At 31.0% G+C, this 26,109-nt stretch carries 31 protein-coding genes; 25 read left to right on the top strand and 6 right to left on the bottom strand.

Annotated features, from left to right (window positions below):
- Window positions 1-88: 88 nt before the first annotated feature.
- From Q0829_RS05650 to Q0829_RS05560, 19 genes are all read left to right on the top strand, one after another.
- Entirely contained in the window at window positions 89-382 is a 294-nt protein-coding gene (locus Q0829_RS05650; protein ID WP_298540903.1) for a hypothetical protein, read from the top strand.
- Window positions 383-632: 250 nt separating this feature from the next.
- A complete protein-coding gene (locus Q0829_RS05645; RefSeq protein ID WP_298540901.1) occupies window positions 633-1,151 on the top strand; it encodes a hypothetical protein in 519 nt (172 codons plus the stop codon).
- 54 nt (window positions 1,152-1,205) lie between these two features.
- Window positions 1,206-1,922, top strand: a complete 717-nt coding sequence (locus Q0829_RS05640) for a DUF4952 domain-containing protein (RefSeq protein WP_298540899.1) — start codon at window positions 1,206-1,208, stop codon at window positions 1,920-1,922.
- Window positions 1,923-2,049: 127 nt separating this feature from the next.
- The gene (locus Q0829_RS05635) at window positions 2,050-2,961 is read left to right on the top strand and encodes a hypothetical protein (protein WP_298540897.1); all 912 of its coding nucleotides are present in this window, start codon (window positions 2,050-2,052) and stop codon (window positions 2,959-2,961) included.
- A gap of 148 nt (window positions 2,962-3,109) precedes the next feature.
- Window positions 3,110-3,682, top strand: a complete 573-nt coding sequence (locus Q0829_RS05630) for a hypothetical protein (RefSeq protein ID WP_298540895.1) — start codon at window positions 3,110-3,112, stop codon at window positions 3,680-3,682.
- A gap of 208 nt (window positions 3,683-3,890) precedes the next feature.
- A complete protein-coding gene (locus tag Q0829_RS05625; protein WP_298540892.1) occupies window positions 3,891-4,454 on the top strand; it encodes a Crp/Fnr family transcriptional regulator in 564 nt (187 codons plus the stop codon).
- 132 nt (window positions 4,455-4,586) lie between these two features.
- Window positions 4,587-4,985 carry a DoxX family protein gene (locus Q0829_RS05620; RefSeq protein ID WP_298540889.1) on the top strand — a complete coding sequence of 133 codons (399 nt, stop codon included), beginning with the start codon at window positions 4,587-4,589 and terminating at the stop codon, window positions 4,983-4,985.
- A gap of 78 nt (window positions 4,986-5,063) precedes the next feature.
- The gene (locus Q0829_RS05615; RefSeq protein ID WP_298540887.1) at window positions 5,064-5,870 is read left to right on the top strand and encodes a hypothetical protein; all 807 of its coding nucleotides are present in this window, start codon (window positions 5,064-5,066) and stop codon (window positions 5,868-5,870) included.
- A gap of 122 nt (window positions 5,871-5,992) precedes the next feature.
- Window positions 5,993-6,196, top strand: a complete 204-nt coding sequence (locus tag Q0829_RS05610; RefSeq protein ID WP_298540884.1) for a 4-oxalocrotonate tautomerase family protein — start codon at window positions 5,993-5,995, stop codon at window positions 6,194-6,196.
- A complete protein-coding gene (locus Q0829_RS05605; protein ID WP_298540882.1) occupies window positions 6,193-6,936 on the top strand; it encodes an SDR family oxidoreductase in 744 nt (247 codons plus the stop codon). The genes Q0829_RS05610 and Q0829_RS05605 overlap by 4 nt, the downstream gene beginning before the upstream one ends.
- Before the next feature lie 11 nt (window positions 6,937-6,947).
- Window positions 6,948-7,316: a nuclear transport factor 2 family protein gene (locus Q0829_RS05600; protein WP_298540880.1), complete on the top strand. Its 369-nt coding sequence runs from the start codon at window positions 6,948-6,950 to the stop codon at window positions 7,314-7,316.
- A gap of 334 nt (window positions 7,317-7,650) precedes the next feature.
- Window positions 7,651-8,034 carry a VOC family protein gene (locus Q0829_RS05595; RefSeq protein WP_298540877.1) on the top strand — a complete coding sequence of 128 codons (384 nt, stop codon included), beginning with the start codon at window positions 7,651-7,653 and terminating at the stop codon, window positions 8,032-8,034.
- A complete protein-coding gene (locus Q0829_RS05590; protein WP_298540874.1) occupies window positions 8,024-8,587 on the top strand; it encodes a hypothetical protein in 564 nt (187 codons plus the stop codon). Before Q0829_RS05595 ends, Q0829_RS05590 begins: the two co-directional genes overlap by 11 nt.
- 93 nt (window positions 8,588-8,680) lie before the next feature.
- Entirely contained in the window at window positions 8,681-9,268 is a 588-nt protein-coding gene (locus tag Q0829_RS05585; protein ID WP_298540871.1) for a Crp/Fnr family transcriptional regulator, read from the top strand.
- A gap of 100 nt (window positions 9,269-9,368) precedes the next feature.
- Entirely contained in the window at window positions 9,369-10,028 is a 660-nt protein-coding gene (locus tag Q0829_RS05580) for a peroxiredoxin-like family protein (RefSeq protein WP_298540868.1), read from the top strand.
- A gap of 4 nt (window positions 10,029-10,032) precedes the next feature.
- Window positions 10,033-10,419: a DoxX family membrane protein gene (locus tag Q0829_RS05575; protein WP_298540866.1), complete on the top strand. Its 387-nt coding sequence runs from the start codon at window positions 10,033-10,035 to the stop codon at window positions 10,417-10,419.
- Entirely contained in the window at window positions 10,406-10,912 is a 507-nt protein-coding gene (locus Q0829_RS05570; RefSeq protein WP_298540864.1) for an SRPBCC family protein, read from the top strand. Before Q0829_RS05575 ends, Q0829_RS05570 begins: the two co-directional genes overlap by 14 nt.
- Complete coding sequence (locus tag Q0829_RS05565; protein WP_298540862.1) at window positions 10,902-11,735, top strand: oxidoreductase; 834 nt, start codon at window positions 10,902-10,904, stop codon at window positions 11,733-11,735. The genes Q0829_RS05570 and Q0829_RS05565 overlap by 11 nt, the downstream gene beginning before the upstream one ends.
- A gap of 182 nt (window positions 11,736-11,917) precedes the next feature.
- A complete protein-coding gene (locus Q0829_RS05560) occupies window positions 11,918-12,337 on the top strand; it encodes a hypothetical protein (protein WP_298540859.1) in 420 nt (139 codons plus the stop codon).
- 58 nt (window positions 12,338-12,395) lie between these two features.
- On the opposite strand, the gene Q0829_RS05555 is transcribed toward Q0829_RS05560, so the two are convergent.
- From Q0829_RS05555 to Q0829_RS05540, 4 genes are read right to left on the bottom strand one after another with little or no spacing between them, the layout of a single operon-like run.
- Window positions 12,396-13,001 (bottom strand): peroxidase-related enzyme, encoded by a 606-nt coding sequence (locus Q0829_RS05555; RefSeq protein ID WP_298540856.1) that lies wholly within the window; start codon window positions 12,999-13,001, stop codon window positions 12,396-12,398.
- Window positions 13,002-13,003: 2 nt separating this feature from the next.
- On the bottom strand, window positions 13,004-13,522 hold the full coding sequence (gene lspA / locus Q0829_RS05550; RefSeq protein WP_298540854.1) for a signal peptidase II: 519 nt from the start codon (window positions 13,520-13,522) through the stop codon (window positions 13,004-13,006).
- Between the two features lie 48 nt (window positions 13,523-13,570).
- Complete coding sequence (locus Q0829_RS05545) at window positions 13,571-14,110, bottom strand: nuclear transport factor 2 family protein (RefSeq protein WP_298540852.1); 540 nt, start codon at window positions 14,108-14,110, stop codon at window positions 13,571-13,573.
- Window positions 14,111-14,123: 13 nt separating this feature from the next.
- Window positions 14,124-15,281 (bottom strand): serine hydrolase domain-containing protein, encoded by a 1,158-nt coding sequence (locus tag Q0829_RS05540; RefSeq protein ID WP_298540850.1) that lies wholly within the window; start codon window positions 15,279-15,281, stop codon window positions 14,124-14,126.
- Window positions 15,282-15,525: 244 nt separating this feature from the next.
- Here Q0829_RS05540 and Q0829_RS05535 point away from each other — a divergent pair, with 244 nt between their 5' ends.
- The 3 genes from Q0829_RS05535 (at window position 15,526) to Q0829_RS05525 (ending at window position 19,099) form a co-directional block, all read left to right on the top strand.
- A complete protein-coding gene (locus Q0829_RS05535; RefSeq protein ID WP_298540847.1) occupies window positions 15,526-16,374 on the top strand; it encodes a helix-turn-helix domain-containing protein in 849 nt (282 codons plus the stop codon).
- 90 nt (window positions 16,375-16,464) lie between these two features.
- Window positions 16,465-16,920, top strand: coding sequence for a (2Fe-2S)-binding protein (locus Q0829_RS05530; protein ID WP_298540844.1), 456 nt, complete (start codon window positions 16,465-16,467; stop codon window positions 16,918-16,920).
- Window positions 16,921-16,933: 13 nt separating this feature from the next.
- Window positions 16,934-19,099, top strand: coding sequence for a molybdopterin cofactor-binding domain-containing protein (locus Q0829_RS05525; protein ID WP_298540842.1), 2,166 nt, complete (start codon window positions 16,934-16,936; stop codon window positions 19,097-19,099).
- Window positions 19,100-19,143: 44 nt separating this feature from the next.
- Here Q0829_RS05525 and Q0829_RS05520 read toward each other — a convergent pair whose 3' ends face one another.
- The gene (locus Q0829_RS05520; RefSeq protein WP_298540840.1) at window positions 19,144-19,698 is read right to left on the bottom strand and encodes a GNAT family N-acetyltransferase; all 555 of its coding nucleotides are present in this window, start codon (window positions 19,696-19,698) and stop codon (window positions 19,144-19,146) included.
- A 173-nt stretch (window positions 19,699-19,871) separates the two neighbouring features.
- Here Q0829_RS05520 and Q0829_RS05515 point away from each other — a divergent pair, with 173 nt between their 5' ends.
- The 3 genes from Q0829_RS05515 (at window position 19,872) to Q0829_RS05505 (ending at window position 24,054) form a co-directional block, all read left to right on the top strand.
- The gene (locus tag Q0829_RS05515; RefSeq protein ID WP_298540838.1) at window positions 19,872-21,899 is read left to right on the top strand and encodes a serine hydrolase; all 2,028 of its coding nucleotides are present in this window, start codon (window positions 19,872-19,874) and stop codon (window positions 21,897-21,899) included.
- A gap of 186 nt (window positions 21,900-22,085) precedes the next feature.
- Window positions 22,086-23,003 (top strand): leucine-rich repeat domain-containing protein, encoded by a 918-nt coding sequence (locus tag Q0829_RS05510; protein WP_298540837.1) that lies wholly within the window; start codon window positions 22,086-22,088, stop codon window positions 23,001-23,003.
- Between the two features lie 187 nt (window positions 23,004-23,190).
- Window positions 23,191-24,054 carry a hypothetical protein gene (locus Q0829_RS05505; RefSeq protein ID WP_298540834.1) on the top strand — a complete coding sequence of 288 codons (864 nt, stop codon included), beginning with the start codon at window positions 23,191-23,193 and terminating at the stop codon, window positions 24,052-24,054.
- 262 nt (window positions 24,055-24,316) lie between these two features.
- Here Q0829_RS05505 and Q0829_RS05500 read toward each other — a convergent pair whose 3' ends face one another.
- Window positions 24,317-25,882 carry a hypothetical protein gene (locus Q0829_RS05500; RefSeq protein ID WP_298540832.1) on the bottom strand — a complete coding sequence of 522 codons (1,566 nt, stop codon included), beginning with the start codon at window positions 25,880-25,882 and terminating at the stop codon, window positions 24,317-24,319.
- Window positions 25,883-26,109 lie beyond the last annotated feature (227 nt).

Here is a 26,109-nt window from a genome sequence, read left to right as displayed (position 1 = left end):
AGCTAACACACCATACAAGGAACGTTGTAGCCAATTAAAAAAATGAAGCCAATAAGAATAAATCAACCATCTAGTTTCTTAAAAGACAATGAATGATAGATTAAAAATTTTATTTTCTGAACTTCTAGAAAAATGTAATAATGCTAATTATTTTGAATTTGAGTATTATTGGGAAATATGGGGAGTAATGTGGTATCCTTGGACTCTTGAAATCAAGGGGAAATCTGAATCGTTTTCATTATACGATATATCATATAAAGATTTGGAGAATCTATGTAATAATGGGCAGATAGAATTGATAAAAGAATACTCAATAGAAGAAATGGAAGATGAATTTGATAGGAAAAGATACCGGATACTAAATAGAAAGGACGGCATATAAAATATATCTAATACATAAAAACCGAAAGCTTATAACTCATTTACAAAGACTCTCCTTTATTAAAAAAAGCTGTATTGTTTTATAGTGTAGAAAAATTTATTAAATAAATTAAATAAATTAAATAAGATAAGAATTAAAAAAAATGGTTCCAAAACTGAACACATCAATTTACACATTACATATACTCCCTTAATAAATAAATATAAAAAACATTGCTAGTTAAGAAAGAATGAAGAAAACACTAAAAATAATGGGTGGAATAATTTTAATAATAGTTTTCATTTTGGGCGGAACTTATCTCTATCTATCCAATTTTGGAAGAAAAGGAGTATTATCAAATAAGCCTGATAAACCAAAAACTGAAATACCTATAACTTATAATATTTCTTGGTGGTCTCATCAAGAAGGTTTGGTTATTGATAATTTTAATGTAAATATCGTTGAAAGTAATTTAGATCTATTCAATAGTAAATCGCTGGTTGCCTATAAAATAAAGGGGAGAATCAAATATGACGGACATTGGAAACCAAATATAAAAGAAGTGCACATATCTGAACGCATTAATGAAGACAGTACGCAAAATATTAGTAGAATAATTCAATTGACACCAATAGTGGAAGTTAAGAATGACAAAAAAGCCAATGGAGGAATTGAGTATTTTGAATTTACAAATGAACATATGGTTACCTCTGGAAATTGGGGTTTAAATAGAATAAAAGTTATTTGTGGAAATAAAAAGGAAATTATTGAATTACAACAAAGGAAGTAAAGTATTACTGGGAACAAAGTATGTAACTTATCCCATTTGTTGATATTAATTAATATGAAACTTAAAACAAAACATATCATATTAGGAATTATGGGGCTATTTTTATTAATTGGTTTCTCAACACAATTGTTTTCAAATTCTTGGGGGCTTCTAATCGGAAATAGCTATGTTATTCCAAATCAAAGTTCAATTTTCACCTTTAAAGCCGTTAAAATGAATAAAGGCAGTGGAAATTATTGGCTATATGGTGAAGACCAAAAATATTATTATACAACATTAGAAAAAGTCCATATTGGATCTTATGCTTTATTAGCAAAAGAAAAAGCAAAGTCAATATCTAACTTTGATAAAACTAATTATAAAACTTGGTTCAATTTGCAAGTTTCGTGTAATGATATTTTAAGTACTTATGCTATAAAACCAAATGGCCTAGAGTTTATAAAATGTGTAAGGCCGAAAAATAGTCAAATTAAAATAAAAGCAACTTATCGAGTAAATAGCAAACAATCAAAGGAAATTGAAAATTTCTTGGTTGAAAATTACGGAATGGGGGAATTAAAATGGGCTTGTTGTGGATGGGATAACGCTGGAAAGTATGGCGGATTTGAACATCCCGAATTTAAAAAAATAGACCCTTATTGTACAGCAATAATAAGTATGTATGCTTCGGGAGGAATAAAAGATAAAAATGAATGGAATGGGATAAAATTAGAGACTGATAGAAATAAAATAGATTATTTCATTGTAATTGTAGAATTAGTGATTGTTTAAAAAATAACTACCACCAACAATGTATAAGAAAACGTATATCCGTAAGATAAAAGGCATCCTGCCTTATACTGCATTTAAAGCAAGACATCGAGACGATATATGTAATCTGGTAGCCAATTAAAAAAAAATGAAGTCAATAAAAGTAAATCTACTGGAAGATAATTTTACAATTAATAACGTTTCTATTGTACTTCCTATCCATATCAAAAGACTTGAAGAAATTTTAAATTCATCTCTGAGGAGTGTAACAAAAAAGTACAACACAATTTACACTTGGGATAATTTAGGAATCTTGGCTTATTCCAAAAATGGAGAAATTGTTGAAAGTTTGCTTTTAAGTTTAAAAGCGGAAGATTTTGATTTTAGTACGAAACAATCTTTTAAAGGCCAGTTTAATATAAATTCAGAAGATTCTGTATCTTATTATGTGAACAATAAGGATATGAGAGTCAAAATGTATGATGAAGATAAAAGTGGCTCAATAATTTTAAATAACATTAGTGTAAAAGTTCACTTTGACGATAATAAAAATACCGAATCCATTGAAATCTCTCATTTTACAGGTTCGAGCATAAAAGTAATACCTGCTGAAAAATATGAAATCAAGAGATTAGATGATGAAATCGTTAAATTTTCTGACTTTGGTTTCAAAATATGTATTATAGAAGAACTTATGTATAAAAAGGAGTTATTAAAACCCAAGTTTGATTTATATGAGTTTATTAGATGGTACAAAAAAAGAAGTATTAATCTAGAAAAAGAAGGTTATGAACCCATACCAGAGGTAACTCAATATTTCAAAGATTTACCTATTCCAAAGAAATATGCATCTGAAATAACCGAGATTTATCAAGATGGAGGAAATGACATTTACATGCAACTTTTAAGGTTTGGAGAAGGCTGGGAAGACTATTGGGATATTAATACTATTGAAGATGTAAAACAATTTCCAAACTTAAAAAAAGTAATATTATGTTACGCAAAAGATAATATTGTTGACGAAATGAATAATTTTGGAATTAAAGCAGAATGGATATAAAAAAACTGGCTACAACAAGGTTTATAAATAATAGCGGTTTAAGCGATAAAACAAAAATATAAACGAAAACCAAAAGGCAGTGCTAAACTGAAAAGTTAGTTAGTAGAAATCCGCTACTATTCATACACAAACACGTTATGAGCGATAAATGAGTACTCTAAATCGAACATTAATTAAAAATGTAAATATATCTGACCTTATCAGTTTGATTAAAAATTATTATTCGATAGGTAGAGTTCAACTATTGAATTATGAGAATCAAGCATTGTTTTTAGATAGAAAAAACTACTCCATTATTTTATCGGACTCTTATATCGCAAATTGGATTGAAATAACATTTGATTTTTGTGATGGTCCAGAAAAACACGATTTTTTGTTAAAAAAAATATCAACAGAACTTCTAACGGAAGTAATCTACGGATACGAACAAACAACGACTGGTGATGCAAGGTTTTTGAAAATAACAAATGGAAAAATAGAAAGAGACTTGTATCAAAAATCCTATTATAAACCACACAGAATTATAATGGAAAGGAATTTAGGAGATAAATATTTAATTGAAAAGGAATTTAAATACCCAGAAATAGGTAGAGATTTGACGGGTTTTAAAGTTCTTGATTTCGACGAAATTCAAGATATGTTTGTTAATGCTGGGTATGAGGGGAATAAAAATCAATCTCCAAAAGAAGAATACACGCACCTTGAATGGTTAAAAAAATAACGAAAGCCCAACAATGTATAAGAAAACATAGGGCTTTCTGACTTAATTAAAAGGTCTAGGTATGTTTTCAAAGTCGCCAACTATAAAATTTGGCGTTTATGAGAAAAAAGATAAAAGCAAAATATTTATATTTGGCATAGTACCAATCCAAAACGTATCGCTTTTCTGCTCTCTAAGTTTCTTATAGGAGACATTAGCCATAAGTAAAATGAAACATCCTCTAAGGAAACATATTGAAGAAATAATAGAATTAACTGATGAAGAGTTTGATTATGTTTTGGGTCATTTTGAAACCATTAAAAAGCGAAAACACCAATACCTTGTTCAAGAAGGAGAGATCGTAAAAAAAGAATATTGGATTACTGAAGGCTGTGTGAAAAGTTATTTTCTGGATGAGAATGGAAAAGAACATATTCTTCGTTTTGCAATGGAACACTGGTGGATTACAGATTATGAATCATTTGTAAAACAAATTCCTTCGAAAATATATATAGATTGTTTAGAGGATTGTGAATTTCTATACATTTCTTTTGAAAATAGAGATAAGCTTACAGCCCAAATGCATAAAATGGAACGGTTTTGGGCTAAAAAGAGTAAGCTAGGCCGTATTGCTTTGCAGAAAAGAATCCTTTCACTTTTAAAAAATTCTGCTAAGGAAAGATATGAGTTATTGCTAGAACAATATCCTCAACTATTTCAAAGAGTTCCTAAAAAACTAATAGCTTCTTACTTAGGTGTTTCTAGAGAGACATTAAGTAGACTTAACTCTTAATTTTAATTCTAAAAATCAGAATTCATTAAACTAATAACGTGATATATATCACTTTAAAGTAGTGATTTAAGTCCTTCTTATCTCGTTTGATTCATTTCAACTTTGTAGTATAAATTTTAAAACTATAAAAAGATGAAAACAATCGAAAAAAACACAGACTTCGGAATTTTAATTCTAAGAGTACTAGTAGCTGGACTTTTATTATTTCATGGAGTAGGTAATTTTTTAAATGGATACGAATTTATTAAAGGAATGATAGGACGATCTGGCTTGCCAGAGTTTATAAGTTATGGAGCATTTATAGGTGAAATTATTGCTCCATTATTAATCGTTATTGGATATAAAGAGCGTTTGGCAAGTCTATTTGTAGCCCTAACAATGTTAGCAGCTATTTTAACAACTCATGCTAATGAAATTTTTGCACTCAATCAGTTTGGAGGTTGGGCAATTGAATTACAAGCTTTTTATTTATTTGGTGCTATAGTCATTTTCTTTACTGGTGGAGGTAAATATGTTTTAGGTAACAAATAGATCGTATTCAATGGGCAAATGTTACATATTAAAAACATACCACACTTTCAAAATTTGATTTTTCTGATTCTGATAATATTGCCTATTACTTCAGATATTCAGGCTCAAATAGAAAATATACCAATCAGTAAGGAGGTCAAAATTGAGAGATTTTATGCAGGCTTCCTTACTTATTGGGGTTCTCCAAAAAATACTAGCGATAAAAACTTATCTTCAATACAATTGGGGACTAGAGTCAACTTTTTGCTAATACCAAAAACATTTCAAGTGAGAGCATTTGGTGTTTTTAAACAAACTCAAAGAAGTGACTTACAATTCTTGAGAAGCTACGAAGCTATTTTTACTCCTGATCGTGCCATTGCAATTCATCTGGGTGTAATGGCAACTCCAACAACCGAACTTCGCCCTAATCCTACTACTTGGCAAAGTCAAATAGAAACAAATGCTGAAAAGAGCATAATTGGCGGAAGAATTGGGCTGAAAATAAATTACGATCTTAACCAAAACCTTAAATTGTCTTATGGACTGCATAAGCATGATAATACCATTGTTCATCATTTAAAAGTTGTTTATAAGCGACTTACAGTTTCTTCTTACTTAGATGATGGAAATTTATTTTCTGCTGCAAAATGGCAATATTCAAACGGTAATGTTCTAATCACAAGATTTAAAAATATAACCTCAATATCATCTATTATATCAATTTCAAAATATTATAAGATATATGCTGATGTTGCGTATAATGATTCAACCCAGAACACAACTTATTTAGAATTGGGTATACGAAGAGGATTCTCTAATAATTACTTCATAAAAGGCTTTTTATCTCTTAATTATAACCACATTTTTAAAAGATTTCAAGGAGGGTTTTTCATTCATATTTAACAAAACATCCATCCGAACTATTATTATAGATGTGACATACATCACATCAAAGTAGTGATATACATCCTTAAAATTCCTTCTCGTTCATCAGAACTTTGTAGTATCATTTTAAACTTTTAAAAATGCCTTATATAAACATTAAAGTTACCGATGAACAGGTAACAAAACAGCAAAAACGTCAGCTAATTATGGGAGTTACTCAATTAATTGTAGACGTATTAAACAAGAGCCCAAAAACCACTCATGTGGTGATAGAAGAAATTCCTATTGATAATTGGGGTGTAGATGCAAAACAATATTCAAATTCAAACAAATTTAAATCATGAAAAACAAAACGGTAATTATTACAGGAGCCTCTACAGGTATAGGTAAAGCTATTGCAGCTTATTTTATAGAAAGAGGAAGTAATGTAGTTATGAATTCTTCTAATGAAGAAAACCTAAAAAGTACGTATCTCGAACTTGGTTCACCAAGTAATGCTTTTTATATAGCTGGAGATATTAGTAAACAAGACACAGGACAACAATTAATACAATTGGCTATAGAAAAATTCAATTCAGTCGATGTATTGATAAATAATGCTGGTGTATTTGCTCCCAAACCGTTTTTAGATGTTCAAGAAGAAGATTTAGAACTGTATTGGAATGTTAATCTCAAAGGGACGTATTTTACAACGCAAGCAGCAATTTCTGAAATGATAAAACAACAAAATGGTTCCGTAATAAATATTGGAACTGTATTAGTAGATCATGCTATCGATGGTTTTCCTGCAACAGCTCCATTAACTAGTAAGGGAGCTATCCATTCGCTAACAAGACAACTAGCAGCAGAGTTCGGAAAAAATAATATTAAAGTAAATACCATTGCTCCTGGAATTATTAGAAGCCCGTTACAAGAGAAAATGGGTATTAAAAAGGCTGATGACTTGGCTGGATTACATTTATTAAACCGTATTGGAGAAGTTAATGAAATTGCTGAAGCTGCTTACTATTTAGCATCTTCAGGTTTTATAACTGGTGAAACTATTAATGTGGCTGGAGGTCATACCGTAGGCCATGCAATTTAAAATATAGAATTATGTATAAAAAGAATAATAACGAAATAGAAAAAGTAATTACGAATTACTTTGAAGGTCTCTTTCAGGGAGATGTAAATAAACTAGAGTCTTGCTTTACGGATAATGCATTTATTTATGGTGATATTAATGGAAGTCCGTACAAGAAAAGTATTATGGAGTATTTAGATGGTGTTAAAAATAGACAAAGTCCAAATGATTTAAAGGAAACGTTTAAAATGGAAATTATAGGGATTGATATTATAGAAAATATCGCAATGGTAAAACTACACGTACCAATGCTAAGCTATAATTACTACGACTATTTATCATTAACTAAAATAGATGATAACTGGAAAATAGTCAACAAAATTTTTACGCATGTTGCCTAAAGATTTTGTTACATTTTCTAACGTATGATGTCTAGATAATTATTAATTGATGGTACATACAAATTTTTAATTCCAGATTTATCGGATATGCATACACATTCAATTCAGCATTCTTCGTGGCTACATCATTCTCTGGATATTACCAATGGTGTTATCGGTAATAGAGATATGTCAGGACAATTAGATCGTAAAGATGGTTATTGATTTGGTAGTAAAGAAAAACTACAATAGAATGCTGAATTGAAAAATTATAGCATAGAAGAAAATTTTGGGAAGGTATTTTTTTTAACAATAAAATTATAATTAAGATATTTGATATAACAAACTTCAATAAATGCCTACTTTTTTATTCAATCATATAGCACTTTCCGTAAACGATGTCGACAAGACAACTGAATTTTATCAAAAGGTTCTTAAACTTAAAGAAATTAAAAATACAGCTTCCAACTCTAAAACTAGGTGGTTATCTTTTGAAGATGGTAAACAGTTACACCTAATTCCTCGCCCTAATTTTGAGATAAGAATCAATAAAGCCGTTCATTTTGCTTTGGCTACACCTGACTTTAATTCATTTGTAGAGTATCTAGAAGAACTAAAAATTGATTACTCTGATTGGCTTGGTACACCAAACAAAGATTACATACGAAAAGATGGAATTAAACAGGTATACTTTCAAGATCCAAATGGATATTGGATTGAAATAAACAATGATGTTTAAAGAAATTACGAATAAAGCAAACAGACTCTTCAAATACTATCCTGAGTTGAATACAGGAAAGCGAGCTTCTATGTCAGAATATAAAAACCTGAAATGGAATACGCGTAGGAAAATTCCAAAATGGTTTAGACAGCTGATGATTGATTTTCCGCTAACGGATCTAAATATTGGAATTCCTTTTAATTATGGATGGGAATCTTTAAAAAATAAAAAGATAAATGAATTACCGCTTTTAAACACTAAATTTAATAGCTTCGATGATATGGCGTTTGAAGCTACAGAGACTTTTCCTGGGTTTGAATTAATAAAAAAAGGATTTATCTGTATTGCACCAGACGAGAACTCAAGCGGAGATGGTTTCTATATAAAAGTGAAAGAAAAGAATCCTAAAGTTGTTTATGTTTATCACGATTGTGGTTCGAATTCTAAAGAATTGATAAGCAATTCTCAGCTAATTGCTGCTAGTTTTACCGAGTTTCTTGATATCATAAAACCACCTGAAATAATAGATGATTGGATAGCTAGAAATAGTTTAAAAGATGCTGATTTATAAAAAATAGAAACATAAAGTATGTATATTGTGTATGCACGATTTTGAAGATAAAAATACGATGCAAGAGATATTGTAACATACTTATTAGAAACATTGAAAGATTACATAAACATACTAAACAATATTAAACGTTACGTCTCATTAGATGAAGATGACGAACAACAATTTATTTCAATAGTAAGAACCACAAAAATAAAAAGAAGGCAATTTATTGTGCAACCTAATTTTATTTGTTCGCATCAAACTTACGTGCTGAAGGGAGCTTTTAGAAGTTATTTTGTAAACGATGAGGGAATAGAACATACGATTCAGTTTGCAATAGAAGATTGGTTTATTAGTGATTTTAATAGTTATGTAAACCAAAGTCCCGCATCTTTATTTGTTGAAGCTTTGGAAGATTCAACTGTTCAACAAATTGCGTATGAAGATGTAGAGAATCTTTGTGATAAAAATCCAAAATTCGAACGTTTTTTTAGATTAGTTGCACAAAAATCATTCGCCTTTTCTCAACGAAGAGTTTTATCCAATCTTGGTAAATCTGCTGAGGAAAGATATTTAGAATTTTTTAATCTATATCCATCAATTGTACAAAGAGTCCCTCAATATACTTTAGCTTCATATCTTGGGATGTCACCAGAGTTTTTAAGCAAAATACGTAAACGTCTCGCCACAAAATCTTGAACTAGTTCAAGATAATTTCCTAATCCAGTTCATTTTTTAAGGTAGCACATTGCCACAACTTTGTAAAGTCAATATTGACTTCATCCAAAAACAAAGTAAAATGAATACTGAAACAAATTCTTATCAAGAAAACCTAAAAGATCTACGTACAAATTTAGGAACGATGCTTCCTAAAGAAGCACTTAATATTTTTGATAATGACGCAGAAAATCTACAATTAACTCATAAATCAATTCTAAAACTTAAAGTTGGTGAAAAAGCACCAGATTTTTCTCTTTCGAATGCAGCAAACAAAACTATCAAACTTTCTGATTTACTGAGAAAAAGAAAAGTAGTTCTTACTTTTTATAGAGGATCTTGGTGTCCATATTGCAATCTTCAACTGGCGCACTATCAAAATTCATTATCAGAAATCCAGGCTTTAGGAGCAGAATTAGTGGCTATCTCACCGCAGACACCTGACGAAACATTGAATGTAAAAGAAAAAAATGAATTGAATTTTGAGGTTTTGAGTGATAATGGAAATATTGTTGCCAGAAAATACACAACTGTTTTTACAAATGCTGATGCTCCTGTAGATACAATGACAGCACTTGGATTCGATTTTGATGCACATTACTCAGATGATTCTAGAGAATTGCCAATTCCTGCTGTTTTTATTATCGAAAAAGATACTACTATTTCTTTTGCAAAATCTTTAGGTGGTGACTACAGAAACCGTGTAGAAGTTTCTGAAATTATTAATGCTTTAAAAAAATAATACAATGAAAAATAAAATTCAAAATATCACTAATGGGATATTAGCAGTCTTAATGGTCATTTTTGGTCTTAACAAGTTTTTTGGCTTTATTCCTGTGGAACCACCTGCCGATCCAATTGCTCAAAGTTTTATGGGTGCAATGTTCACTTCTTATTTATTTATAGTAGTTGCAATTGCCGAAATTCTTGGAGGAATTTTATTGATCATACCAAAAACTAGATTTTTAGGTTGGCTTTTGCTTCTTCCTGTACTATTTAATATAGTTGCTTTCCACGTAGCCCACGATTTCATAGGTAATGGAATATGGTTGTTACCAACACTATTATTTGCAATCGATACATATTTTCAATTTAAAACACTCAAAAAAGTTATGGAATATGAACAAATATAAAATCATCGTTTCGATCTTGTTTTTTGTTTTGGTAAATAGTATTAAAGCACAAAACTTAAACAAAGTTGTAGTTTCGAATAGTATAGAAATGAATACTAAAATGGATGAGGTTTGGACGGCAATATCCAATCTTGGAAATTTGGATGTATTGGTTCCCGATATAATCGGTAAAACCGAAATGATTGGTAATGGGAAAGGTTCTGTAGTTACTTTAACCTTAAAATCCAACGGATTACAAGTAGTAGAAAAAATAATCAAATTAGATAATGAAAAGCATGTCATCGTTTATAAAATGTTAGAAACACCAATGCCTATAGAGGATTATAAGGCGAAAATCAAAATAGATCCAATAAATTCGGTTAAATATAAAGTTAATTTCACTGCTATTTTTAGAGTCAATCCTAGCGATAAAGAAACGATGGAAACTACTATTGACAATTTTCAAAAAACACTCTTATCTAATATTAAGAAAACATACAATAATGAAAAATAAAATTTGGTTAATCACAGGAATATCGAGCGGATTAGGTAAGGCACTTGCTGAATCTGTTATTAAAAAAGGAGATTTTGTAATTGGTACATTTCGACAGAAATCACAAGTTGAAGAATTCAATAAAAAATACATTGACAAAGCAAAAGCAATAGTATTGGACATTACCAATGAAAAGGATATAAAAAATTGTGTGGATAAAGTTATCTCTGATTATGGCAAAATAGACGTATTGGTAAACAATGCAGGAATAGGATTTGTAGGAGCTATAGAAGAAACATCTTTAGAAGAAGTGAGGAAAGTGTTTGAGCCAAATTTTTTTGGATCTTTAAAAATGACACAGACTGTTTTATCCCATATGCGTAAAGAAAAGAAAGGACATATTATTCAAATTTCATCTCACGGAGGGATCAAAGCTTTTGCTGGTTTTGGAATTTACAATGCAAGTAAATTTGCTTTAGAAGGTTTTAGCGAAGCATTGGCACAGGAGGTGGAACCTTTAGGAATAAAGGTTTCAATAGTCGAACCAGGTCCATTCCGAACGAATTTTGCAGGTAAAGGGCTAGGAGAAGCAGAAAACATAATTGATGATTATTTAGAAACAGCAGGAACGTTTAGAAATAAATTAAAAGGAGTTAACGGAAAACAAGAAGGAGATCCTATAAAAGCATCTAAAGCGATTATCAACTTGGTTGATTCAAAAAAACCAACACTTCGTTTACCTCTTGGAAAAGTTGCACTAATGACAATAGGAATGAAGCTAGAGAATGTGAAATCTGATTTGGAAAAGAATAGAGAAATTGCAGAAAGTGCTGTTTATGATTAAAAATAACTTGCTACAGCAATGCATAAAAAATAACAGTATTAGCGCTAGCCGATTGGTTAGCGCTTTTTTATAATCATTCGTATTACCCATGAAAATTATCGTGTATTTTTCATTCTTTTTATAATCATTAAATTAGTTACTTAAACACAACTAATCTTATTCATAACAGATAATAAGCAGAAATGACTGATATATTAAAATTAGCACGAATTCAGTTTTTACTTATAATTTTGTTTGTAATTTTTAAATTTATCCGCCCTGCAGTTTTGAATAGTGATTCTCCTGAATGGATAAAAATCACATTACTATCCCTACCAAACTTCTTTGAAGCTGTTATTGGAACACTAATTTTAACAGGAATTGGTCTTTACTTAAATTTCAGAATACTAAGTGAAAAAAGACAAATAAAAAGAAATCTTATATATGCTGTAGCTTCAATATTAGCTGGGATTTATGTGATAACTCAGGAATTAAAACTCCACAATTTGGGAGGTAATAATATATATGATAGTAATGATCTAATATTTTCGGTTATTGGTCTTATAATCGGATACCTGATTATTATCGCTATTAAACCAAAGATTTATCACGTAGCAGAATAATAATCAGCATAAATAAGTTAATTACCAATAAAATAACTAAGGATGTTTCAAGTATATTTTAAGAATGTCCCCAATTATCGGGATCGTTGCTATCGTTAGGAGATAACCCAATAATATCACCATCAGTATTTACACCAAGACCAACCACTGTGCGGTTTACATAATTAAAATAACTTACTACCTGGTTAATTTCTAGTATTTCACCGTCAGTCAAATCGTATTTTCTGAGATTTTCGATATCTAATTGAGTAATAGTGCTATGGGATAACGTCAATTTTTTTGCATACTGTAATCCAGCCAGATATTGATTACCAAAAAAAACATCTACTTGATCATTTTGTACAGATACTATAATTTGTTTGAATTTAATATCATCCACCAATAAGCGCTTTAAACCAGCAGCGTGATGATCCACACAATAGCTACATTTATTCAAATGACTTACATATACACCCAGTGTTTCCAGGTACCATTTTGGTAATGTATTATTCGAATTGTGTAAAACATTTTTATACAACCCCATATGACCAACTAAGGTATGAGGACGAAGACTATGAATAGATAACACGTTATCAATATTGTTGTCAGGTCCTTTTACTCGGTCATATATTCTTTTTAGTTGACCAGTTGCATTTTCGAATGATATTTCTTTAATCCAACTCATAGTTATTCATTTACTTCTTTAAAGAAAGATCCTTTTTTATTAAATGCCGTTGTAATTATTATAATAAAAGATCCAATCATAATAGACACATCTGCCATATTAAATATTTCGGTTTTTATAATCCCCAAATCCATAATCATAAAATCAGTAACAGATCCATAAACAATACGATCAAAAAGATTACCGATTCCGCCGCCAATAATAAAAGTTAAACCAAGTATAGTTTCTTTAGAGTAATTTGTTCTAATAAGAATAAGCCTTAATAAGAATAATAAAACAATGATTGGTAAAACTTGCAATAGAACTACTTTAAGTATCGGTGCAAGATCCGATCCTAAACTATAGGCAGCTCCTCTGTTTTCTACTTTGGTAAGTATAAAGTTATTTTCAAATACTTCTATTTTTTCGTTCGGTTCGATGGTTTGTCTCACTACTGTTTTTGATATCTGATCACATCCTATATTGAGTAGGACTAAAGACAGTATAAACAGTATTCTTATTTTTCCTGTTATTTTCTTCATACAATGTAATTAACGATAGAATTTTTCAAATGTAGCAGGAAATGGCTGTTAATCTCTATGCTTCCAATATTTTTTATAGTCTGAAAGGGGAAAAGCAGTATCGTAGGATTGTTTGTTTATCGTATTCTGCTCATTAGAATCATAGTCTGTAAGTATTTTCCAGGAGCCATTTTCCATTCTAAGCAGTACATGAAATTGTCCATAAGAAAACTTTGTTTCGCCTTTATCATTTTTATAAGTAACCCTATAAATGCCTCGATCGGATACCAGTGAATCCGAAGTTACTCTTTCGAATAATCTAAAATCTATGGGTGATGCTTTGCGATTAGGGTCACTCCATCGTTTCTGATAACCTTCCAGATATTTTTTTACACTTTTGATTTCTCCTCCATTGCCGCCTGATATTCTAATCATTTCGTCACTATGAATAGATGCAAATAAAGAGTAATCTAATTTCTCAAAAGCTTCAGAGAAATTACCATACATATCTTGATTGATCTTTTTATGTAGTGATTCTTTTTGAGCAAAAGTGTAAAAACTAAAGAATAATAAGAGTAAAGTGGGATAAATGTATTTGATTTTTGACATGATTTTCAATTTTTTATTCGATTAAACCATATTTATGAAATATTATAAAACTCTCTTTTATAAGTTCCCCAAAATTTTGAACCGGTCGATTAGCTAACATAACATATGTAATTTCTTTTTCTGGAAATGAAATAAAAAATGCTCTAAAGCCTCCTTGAGAACCTGTATGAGAAACTATAGGTGTAGTGATTTTCTTATCGATATCTGATCGCAAAATTCCTTCAGCACCCATAAACCAACTATATCCAACATTGGGTGAAACGGTATCTTTCCAGTTTTTCGGATGATAGATTGTTCTGGATTGTTTTACTGTTTTTTCGGATAAAAAAGTATTTTCTCTTAAGGCTACTTCATATTTAGCTAATTCCCTTACAGAACTCCATATGCCACCATTTCCTGATGCGGCAAAGGTGGGTACCTCACCATAATCATATTCTTGAAAAACTCCGGAATCATCTTTATAATAGGCGTGTGCTACCCCTTTTTTTGGATGGTCTCCATCTGTAATTTTACTGGTACTCATTCCGGAAGGAACAAAAATATTATCAATAATGAATTGTTGCCATTTTTGTTTAGCTACTTGCTCAATAATTAATGCCAATCCGTTATAAGAAGGATTAGAATACATAAACTTTTCTCCAGGTTCAAATACTAAAGAATCTGCACGTTTTATAGGTTCAAAGTTGGCAGTATCTTTTGCTGTGATAAAAAATTCAATGTTTTCACGAACATTTCTTAAATCTGGCAATCCTGATGTATGAGAAAGCAAATGCTTTATTTTTACTTTTTTCGCGATCTCCGGATTATCAAAACCCGGAAAGTATTTATAGATGCTATCCTCAACCGATAGGAGTCCCTTTTCCTGAAGGATTAGGATACCGTTTGCTACAAAAGTTTTAGAAATAGATCCAGTATTAAAAACCGTAGTTGGAGTTATCTTTTCTTTAGTTTCAATATCGGCAATACCATAAGCTTTTTCGAATAAGGTAGTATCTCTTTTTACAACTAACACTGCAGCTCCTGGTTGATCTACTGGAAATTCTTTAGAAAAAATGGAATCCAATGCTGTTCCTATAGTTGCTTTAGGTTTCGTTTTTTGTTGTCCACAAGATTGAAACATAAAAGACAAGCAAGCAATGATAAGGAGTGATGATCTGTTTTTGAGGTACATTATTGTTGAATTTACTATGTTTTAAGAGAATATAGTACCAAGATACTAAATTAGCGGTATTGATTAATTTGGGGAGACTTAAAATCTTGATAATTATTGAGATTGATATCATTTGACCTTATTCAGGTGATTAGTTTTAAAGAAATATTAGTATTTAAAGATTACTTGTTTCCAAAGCATTTCTGTAAATTAGTTACTATTCTTAAAAAAATATTGTTACGGCTTACAGAAAATAAGCGTATTCATGGTAGAAGAATTTGCATTTAGAATTATAGAACCTCATTGGCAACTCAAGAATTTTGTTCAATACTATTGGATATTAAAGGATAATGGTATGGGAGAATCAGTCCCAGAGCTGTTGCTTCCGGATGGATATGCTGAAATAATTTTTAACAGAATCAATGAATCCTATAAGCGTATTGAATCAAATTCTCCGAAAAATTCGAGTTTGTTAAATAAAAGTTACACAGTTTCGAGTAATGGGAAATCGGTATTTGCTCAAAGAGTTAATAAAATTGATATGATAGGAGTGAAGCTAATGCCAAACTTTTTACATAAAATATTAGGAATTCCCTTAACCGAAATCTCAAAAGAACCTGTATATATCGAAAATTTAAACAACTGCGATATTTCATTGCTGGAGATTATGTTGTTAGACAATGATACTATTCAGGAGGTGAAGAGGATATTGGATCGATTTTTTTTAGGAAAATTAGATGAATTTGTGCCTACTCATTTCTCAAATGCATTAAGTATTATTCATACTAGTAATGGTAAGTTTGATATAAAATCAGTTTTAAATACTTTGAACATTCATTACAGTACGTTGGAAAGAAGTTTTAAAAAGTATTCTGGAATGTCTCCTAAGTCTTTTCAGAGAATGATACGATTTAGAAACTGCTATAGTGCATTACAAAAAGAGACTACTAATTTTATGAATGAAAGACAGTACCTGGATTATGGTTACTATGATCAGAATCATTTTATAAAAGATTTCAAGTTCTTTTTAAGCACCACTCCTTCACAATTGATTAAATCCAAGGTAGATTTCTCTACAGATGTCACCCACGAACAGCTTCATTACAATTTTTAGTTTTTGACTTTCTTAAATTTTAACCACCTGCTGCTTAATTTTTACTATTAAAGAAAATTTGAGGGTTTTACATTTGAGAAAAATCAAATAATGGCAAAAATTCAACTATTTGTAAACAATAAAACTAGGGTAATCGATGTAGAACCTACGATGCCACTTCTATGGGTTCTGCGAGATGTAATTGGTTTAACGGCCACAAAATACGGTTGTGGAATTGGTCAATGTGGTGCTTGTACAGTTATGATCGATGGTCAAACAATTAGATCCTGTAGCTACTTGGCAATAGATGCTTACCAAAAAAACATAATAACCTTAGAAGGGATATCAGATGATGATTTTCATCCTGTACAACAAGCATGGATAGATGAACAGGTTCCGCAATGTGGTTATTGTCAAAATGGTCAAATAATGAATGCGATAGCATTATTAGAAGACAATTCAAATCCGACGGATCAAGAAATTAAAGAGCATATGGCTGGAGTTATATGCAGATGTGGTACATATCCAAGAATATTAAAAGCGATTAAAAGAGCTGCTAACCAGTAAATATATCCGTAATATGATAACAAGGAGAAGTTTTATAAAATCCAGTAGTATTGTAGGTGGCGGTTTGATCGTAGGGTTAGGAGTATTTAATGCTTGTAAAGATAAAGACAGACTTACTGGAGGAATTTTAAACAGTTTAAATTCGAAAAAAGGAATTTCTATAGGAGATTTTGTATGTCTTCAAAAAGATGGAACTGTATTTATTAATTTGTGTAAACATGAAATGGGGCAAGGTGTTAGCTCTGGTCTTACTGCCATTTTAGCTGAAGAATTGGATGCCAATTGGAAAAAAGTAAGGATAGTTTATGCAGATCCTATCGCCGGAATTTCCAACAGTACAGGAGGCAGCACAAGTACATTAGATCAATGGGATGAACTTAGAAAAGCTGGAGCTTTCATAAGAAACTTATTGTTGGCAGCAGCAGCTCAACATTGGGGAGTTGATAAAATGGATTGCCAGGCAGAAAATAGTTTTATTTACCTTAAAAATAGTCGGAAGAAAATAGAATATGGAGAACTAGTTGATAAAATTACGCTTTCAGAAACATTAGAAGAGCCCCAATTTAAAAAGAAGGACGCATACAAACTTATAGGAAAATCATTCCCTAATAAGATTATTCCTGATATCATTACCGGACGTCATCCATATGGAATAGATGTTCGACTTCCTGATATGAAATATGCAGCTATAGAACGATGTCCGGTTTTTAAAGGAACATTAGTACGTTACGATGCTACCGAAGCATTAGCTATTTCTGGAGTAGAAAAAGTAGTTGAGATTAAAGGAAAAGTGCTCGATGGTAATACGCATATCCGATCCGGTTTGGCTGTGATCGCTAATTCTACCTGGGCAGCATTTCAAGGGAAAAGAGCACTGATTATTGAATGGAATTATGGTGAGAAAGAAAAAATTAAACATGAAGACTTTGTTGCTAGTGCATTTCATAAGTTAGCGCATGAAGATGGACGAGAAGCTCTGAATGTAGGCGAAACCCCCAAGATGCAAAAGACAGATTCTACTTTTTCACAAACGTATGAGTTCCCGTATCAACATCATGCTTGCATGGAACCTTTAAACGCCACAGCAATATATACAAACAATAGTTGCGAAATATGGACTGGAACACAATCTGCTACCTATGTGATGGCTAAGATTGAGGAACATATGGGAATTCCTAAAGAAAATATAAAAATAAATTGTTATCCATCTGGTGGTGGATTTGGACTTCGGTATTGGGCCTCCTATGCACTAGAAGCTGTATTAGTTTCAAAAGCTTCTGGTGGCGATCTTATTAAAATGTGCTATACCAGAGAAGATGATATTAAATGTGACTATCTTAACTCGTATGAATTTAATAAACATACGGTTCTGATAAGAAATGACAAACCAATTAGCTGGTCCCTAAAAGCAGCTATTGATAATTGGGGAGCTGTTTTAGGATGGTTATATTATGATATTTCCCATAAATATGTAGAAGAAGTAAGAATCAATGGTTTTACTCAAGCAAGTGCCTGGCGCTCTGTAATGGCTAATGCAGAAGGGTTCTCTACCGAATGTTTTATAGATGAACTGGCAGAAAAATTGAACCAAGACCCTTTAGACTTTAGACTAAAACTTCTAGAAAAGGATATAATGGTAGATTTTAATCATACCTATACCTGTAATATTAAACGTTTACGGAATGTACTAAAACTAGTGTCAGAGAAGGGAAATTGGGGGAAAAAGATGAAAGAGAATTCTGGACAAGGTATTGCAGTGTATCCGTATATGCATGGTAATGGTTATGGAGCTTGTATTGCCGAAGTATCGGTTTCGGATAAGAAGATTGTTATAGATAAAATAACCATTGCCATTGAGTGTGGTTTGATTATCAATCCGGATTTTGTCAAAAAACAAATGGAAGGAGGAGTCATATGGGCATTATCCGCTATGTTCTATGGAGGTACGGAATATAAAAATGGAGAAGTATTACGGAGTAATTTTCATGATAATAAAGTGCTTAGAATTCATGAGATTCCGGAAATAGAGGTGCATTTGTGTGAAAGTGATGAGAATCGACCTTGGGGAGTAGGTGAAATAGCACCTCCTGTAACATACCCCGCTGTTTGCAACGCTATTTACGCCGCTACTAAAAAAAGAATACGAAAATTACCACTGGAAAAAAGCATGCTGCAATAATTATATAGAAGGAGTTTTTAGGATGTTTTTTAATCTAAAGTATTTCAGGTTGTTGTCTGCTTTCGGTTATTTGAAATATGATAAAACACACAATTTACTAATCTTTTGTCCTCCAATAGTTTTGGGTGCTTAAAAGTTTTGATTCTTTGCATCCCGATCTTTTTCATGATTGCTTCGGATTTGATATTGATTTCCGAAGCAACGGAATAAATGTCGGTTAAACCAATTTGATGAAACCCAAAATCTAAACAGGCTTTTGCACCTTCAGTGGCATACCCTTTGTTCCAGACGCTTTTTTTTAAACGCCAACCAATATCCACAAATGTAGGTTTGTTTTCTATATAACTTTGTTCAGAGAGCCCAATGAATCCTATAAATTCTTTGTTTGCTGCAATATCTACAGCAAAGTAACAGAAACCAGTTTTCTCGTACATTTTTTGCATACGATGAATAAAGTCTTTGGTTTGCTCTTTAGAAGGTTTAAATGGAAAGAACTCCATAACATCATCATCATTATTCATTTCAGCTAAAGCATCTAAATCATCAAGTGTCCAGTTACGGAAACCTAGTCTCTCGGATTGAAAAAGGTATTGATTCATATTAACTGAAAATTAAAGTAATTTCAAGATAAATATAAATTGATCAATTAGAAAGAAAAGGAATGTACAATCTGAAAAAAATAATGATACTACCCGTTTCGGGTGGGATATATGTAAAATGGATAAAGTATCTTCATATAAGATAACTATTACTTAAATAAAAAAGCTGTTCAATGAAGATTAAGATTTTTGCGTTATTGCTCATAATCATTTCAATTGGTTGTAATCAAAATAAAGAGTTTACTTTAATAGATAAGAATCCAGAATCTGCAAAAATAGCTTTTGCATATCCTATAACTGATATTCAAATTGATGGCAATATAAATGATTGGCCAAAAAAAACTCCTCGATATCCAATTTCAAGTATATTAGAAAATAATAGTGAAGATACTCAGGATTTACATGCGGAATTTCAAGTTGGATACGAGAAAGAGAAAAAATCCATATATCTGATGGTAATCGTCACAGATGATGTACATATAATCGATAAAAACAAAGGTAGTCTATCCGATGATCAAGATCAGTGTTTACTTTATTTGGATAAACAACATCACCCAAAAGGTTCCGGCGTTAACGTTTTTAGTTTTAATGAATTATATAAAGAAATAGATGATGCGAGTACAAGCTGGGATTCAATAATAAAAAATACAAGTTGGGAAAACCTTAATATAGCTATCGAGAGGAAAGGAAATCAGACTTTTTATGAAATACAGTTGATTTTTGATGATCCTATTTCGGCAGGCAAGATGATAGGCTTGGATTTTATGATTTATGATAATGATACTTTAGAGAAAAGTGAGGAATTGACCAGAGTTTCTTGGCGAAATACAGATGGTAAAACAAATGTTCCTTTTAAGTTAGGACATGTGCTTTTAATAAATAAAAACAGCGAAACGGGAATAATCAATGGACGTCTTACCTGGAAAAAGGATTCTTTGGGATATCCTATCAATAAAATCAGAATTGTTTCTAAGATTGATCCGTTTTTATGGATAAGGGAATCTGTAGATACTATGGGGCAATACACTGCTAAACTGCCAGAAGGGGAATATGAAATTCTTCCTGAATGGGGTATTTATAATGGAGGAAGTTTACAGTATAAAATCAATAAAAAAGGTATTAAAGTCGAAGTAGTTCCTAATGAAATTGTTTCAGCTCCCGATTTGGAAATAGAGGTAATAGATCCCTTGGAACTTTTGCCAGAAAAAGGAATTCTAAAAGAAAATCCATTAAATAAATATGATAGGATTGATCAATTTATCAAAAAATATATGGATTTCTTTGAAATACCAGGAGTTTCATTGGCCATCATAGAAAATGGAAAAATTAGTTACCATAATAGTTATGGTGTTGAAAACACCTATTCTGGTAAAAAAGTAAGTTCAGAAACAATCTTTGAAGCAGCCTCAATTACTAAACCTGTTTTTGCTTTTGCCGTTTGTAAACTTGCGGAAAAGGGAGTTATAGATCTTGATAAACCACTGCATCAATATTTACCATTTGAAGAAATCGCTTATGATGAACGTTATAAAATGATAACTGCTCGACATGTTCTAAGTCATAAAACAGGTTTTCCTAATTGGCGTTCTGAGAGGATGACTATTGATTTTAAACCGGGAACTCAATTTGGATATTCTGGAGAAGGTTTTGAATACCTAAAGAGAGTTATCGTCCATATAACGAAAAAAGATATTTTAGAAGTGTTAGACGAAGAGGTTTTAAAACCATTAGAGTTAGAAAATTTTTATTTCGAAAAAGAGGATGATTTATTTGAACTAGTTGCTCATGGGCATGATGATAATTATCCTCATAAGATTTCATTACCAAATGAAGCCGGTATGGCTTGGAGCATGCATACGGAAGCAAAGTCTTTTGCGAAATTTGTAATAGCCTTACTCGAAAGAAGAGGATTAAACACTAAAACCTATAATGACCTGTTTTATAAACATACTGTTACTAATAAATATGAAGACATAAACTTTGATGGTTGGGAAAGTTATTTTGGTTTAGGTATACAATTAGAATATACGCCAGATGGATTTGCTTTTGGGCACGGAGGGAATAATGGTGATTTTAAATGTGAGTTTAAACTCTATGACGATTTGAAAATGGGATTTGTGATTTTTACAAATGGAAATACAGGAGATCAACTTGCATATAAGGCATTAGAGCAATTTTTAATAACAGGTAAGATGAAATAATATCTATTTATTAATTATAACCTATATAATCTAGTAGAAAAATAAAATATGGCATTATATTTTAGCCTGTTGTAATCAAAATAAAGAATTTTTAATAAATAAGAATCCAGAATATCTATTAATATCCAAAAAACATAAAATAAACAGTATTGTTCGTGTCAATAATGATTCATAAATGGACAAAAGATGAGAAGAATTTTACCAATTGTTTTGTTTTCAATGCTTCAACTTTTAGGGTATACCCAAAATGAAAGATATTCTTCTCTTTCAGAAGCAATGAAGCTTCCTGATAAAGTAACATGGTTTGACCTTCATTGCGAAGAATTTGAAAGTTTTCTTCTTGCAATAGAAAAACTACCGAATATAGCTTCACTTTACTTAACAGATTGTAACTTAAAAAATATCCCTGATGAAACTACTAAGTTATCAAAGCTTACACTACTTAATTTAGCAGGAAATGATCTTATTTCTTTGCCAAAAGAATTTGATCAATTAGATAAACTATCAGTTCTTAACCTCAGAGGAAATAAATTTAAAGCTTTACCAGAGGTATTAATGGAGTTGCTAAATTTAAGAGAACTAGATTTGGCAGAGAATCCAGAACTCAATTTTTTTCAGGCTAGTAGTGTTTTGTCAGAAATTAGAAATTTAGATTTTTTATATCTAAGCGGTAATAATTTGAAAGAAATCCCAGATTCATTATCTAAATTAAAAAAGCTTCAGGAGTTACATCTTAAAAATAACCCTAAGCTGAACTTAGAACAGGCATTTAATGTTTTAGCTAAAATTAAATCACTTAAGATTTTGGCATTATCTGATAACGATTTTAGGATAATTCCGAAAAACCTAAAATCATTAGAAAATCTAGAAGGTCTTATGTTAGATAATACCCCAAATCTTTTAATTACTGAATTAATTTTAGAATTACAGTCTTCGTCAAACATAAAGGTGTTATTACTAAGAGATAATGATTTACAAAAACTACCCAAAAATCTAAAAGGTTTTACATCTCTTAAGATATTAGAATTAAGCAAGAATAATTTCTCTGAACAGGAAAAAAAGCGAATTAAGTCACAATTACCAAATACAAAAGTGATATTCTAATAGCGTTTATATTATTTCTAAAAACTACATAACAAAACAGGATACTAGAAGAAAATTATAAATAAAGATTAAAGATTAATTTTTAATAAAAAATGAAGAGTAGCTTTCTTATCATAGATCATTTTTTGTGAAGCTTACATTAAATAATTTTGTGATTAAATAATAAGATTATTAATAATAAGTACTAATGAAACAAAAAATAGCAAGTATTGTATTTGTGCTTTCCTTTGGGATTAATACAGCACAACAAATTGAAAAATTATGGGAAGTTACTGGTTTAGAATCCCCAGAATCCATAGTGTATGATAAGCAACAAAATGTTTATTATGTATCTAACGTAGCAGGACAACCTACTGAAAAAAATGAATTGGGATATATTACTATTATAGATACGAAAGGAAATATTAAAACCAAAAAATGGGTCACTGGATTAAATGCCCCAAAAGGATTAGGTTTATATAAGGGAATCCTTTATGTAGCCGATATCGATAAGGTAGTATCAATTGATACCAAGACAGGTAAAATAATAAAGCTATATAAAGCTAATGGAGCTACGTTCTTAAATGATATTGAAATTGATAAAGATGGAACGGTATATATCACAGATACATTTGGTGGTAATGCCATTTTTAGAATTAAAAATGATAAGATTGAAACTTGGCTAAAAGACGAACTTCTTGATTATCCTAACGGGTTAAAGTTAAATAATGGACTATTATACGTTGCTAGTTGGGGAGTTGTTACGAATCCACAAACTTTTGAAACCGAAGTTCCGGGTAAATTACTTTCTGTAAATCTTGAAACCAAAAAAATTATTGCAATAACCAAACCTCAAGGAAACTATGATGGACTAGAAGTATTTGATGATACCTTTTTAGTTTCTGATTGGATTGCAGGTAGTTTAGTTTCTGTTAATAAAAAAGGAGAAACTAAAGAGCTTTTGGATCTAAAACCAGGATCCGCTGATATGGGATATGGGGAAGAAAAAAATGTACTATTAATTCCTCAGATGTTGGACGGTATATTAGTGGCGTATAAATTATCGAAGTAAAGAATAGAATTGACGAGTCTTATAAAACCGCAAACTCTTTTTAAGTGTTTTGCGGTTTTTTTATTTATGTTTCATAGAATTATTTAAGAAGTAAAGTGTTTTTCTTAATAATATTTTTTCATTTAACGGACTTTCTAATTTTAGAAGATCACATCTTTAAATGAAATCAGGTTTTCTTATTGGTGACTCTATAAATAATCTCAAAGATTGAGAGTTTTATGTTCACAAAACAAGAAGTAATGTTAAGCATTATTTATACTTTTTAATTTCCATCCATCTCTAAAGTAACACTTTCATACGCTCCAATATCTGGTGCGGTAGTATTACGAGGAGTCCCTAAAATATCATTTCCAGAAGTTGGAGTAGAAGCTTGCCCGTTTGCTGCAGAATCTTCTCCAATATTTAGCATATTTTCAAAAGGAGCTTTAAAATCAGGATTTTCATTAAAAATCACGTTTTCATATAAACTAGAATTTGTAAAATCATATAATTCATTATCCAAAAACTGTCCATTAAAATCATTAAAACGAATCAAACTATTCTGGAAGTTATAATTAAAAACAGTTCCTTCAGCTCTATTAATTCCTAGTTCTAAGTTTTCGTTACCATAAATAATACAGTTGGTGAAATTAGCTTCTAATAGGTCAGTAGCAAGAATATCTGTAATATTTCCACCTTCGTCTCTAACAACAAAAATATTATCGATAGCAAGAGAAGGAGTCTCTCTAAAACTAGAGTTCCAGTAATTAGCAAACGTGCAATGATTAAAATTGTAGGTTCCCCCAAAAGAAGCATACAAAGATGATATTCCAGCGTTGTTTATCACTACGTTTTCTCCTAAAATATTAGCAGTTCTCGCTAAGATACCGTAAGCAGAAGTATTATAAATTTGTGAATTGGTAATGGTAAGTGTAGGATCTATTCCGCCATCATTAGAGTCCATTAATATACCTACCGTAGCATTTTTTATAGTAGCATTATTGATCACGTGACCCGTACTACCAGCGGTAAGCCAAATCAATCCCCATTGACCAGGAATATCACTAAATCCAGGTTCTAATCGATCACTTTCGAAAATCACCTCATTTTCCATTGCCTCAGGATCAGTACTTACTTCTCCATTAACTAATAACGTAGCATTATTAGCTGCAATAATTCCTGAACCATCATGAAAATGTATCCTTGCTCCGGCATCAATTGTTAATGTTCTATCAGATGGTATAGCAGCGAAACCATAAATAACATAGGGCTTCTCATTTGTGAAATTAAGTTCATCGTCTTCCAAAAAGAATCCTTCAACTCGAATTTCTTCCATGTTGTCATCCACTCCAAGAAGAAGTGTTTCTACCATTCCTTCGTCATCTCTAGATGGAAATAAAAACACAGCATCCTTAACTAAGGTAACTAAATCCACGTCTTGCTGACTTCCACTAGGGTCAAAAAGAACCCGGTCTGTATATAAAAATTCTAAATCACCCGTTTGTTGGGTAATATCAGTAGTTGTCTCTACAAAAACAAAAATACTGTCTTTAGCAAGTACCTGAATGTTTTCGAACGATTTACCAGGAATACCATCAACATTAAGTCTATAATTAGAACTTTCTCCTCTTTCTAAAGCTATTGAAGGAATGTTAAGATCATTGTTTGTTCGGTTATAAACTTTAAAACTATAAGTGCTAGAACCAATATTAGTAAAAATGGTATCTAGAAATAAAGTATCCGAAGAGAATTGTAAGTTACCGGTGCTAGGATCGGCTTCAAAATCTTTACGACAAGAACTCCATACAATGATAATGGCAAGTAAAAGAAGAGTAGATAAATAACGCATTATTTAGTTTCTATATTTATTAAAACATGATTAATAACTTCATCAAAATAAGGGTATACTTTTTAAAAGTATATTAACGGACTAAATGTATAACTTTTTAATCAGTACTAATATTGCTTTTTTAATAAAAATTTGACAAGATCATCCCTTCTGTAAGAAGTAAAACATTTGTACATTTGTTAATCTTATTTCAGAATAAGAACTATTTAAACGTTTATATTTTAATA

Origin of the sequence: uncultured Aquimarina sp., from assembly GCF_947492405.1 — a bacterium.
In the GTDB taxonomy this organism is placed as follows: Bacteria; Bacteroidota; Bacteroidia; order Flavobacteriales; family Flavobacteriaceae; genus Aquimarina.
Note: the sequence above shows the minus strand (reverse complement) of the source record. Positions and strands in the feature narration are given on the sequence as shown.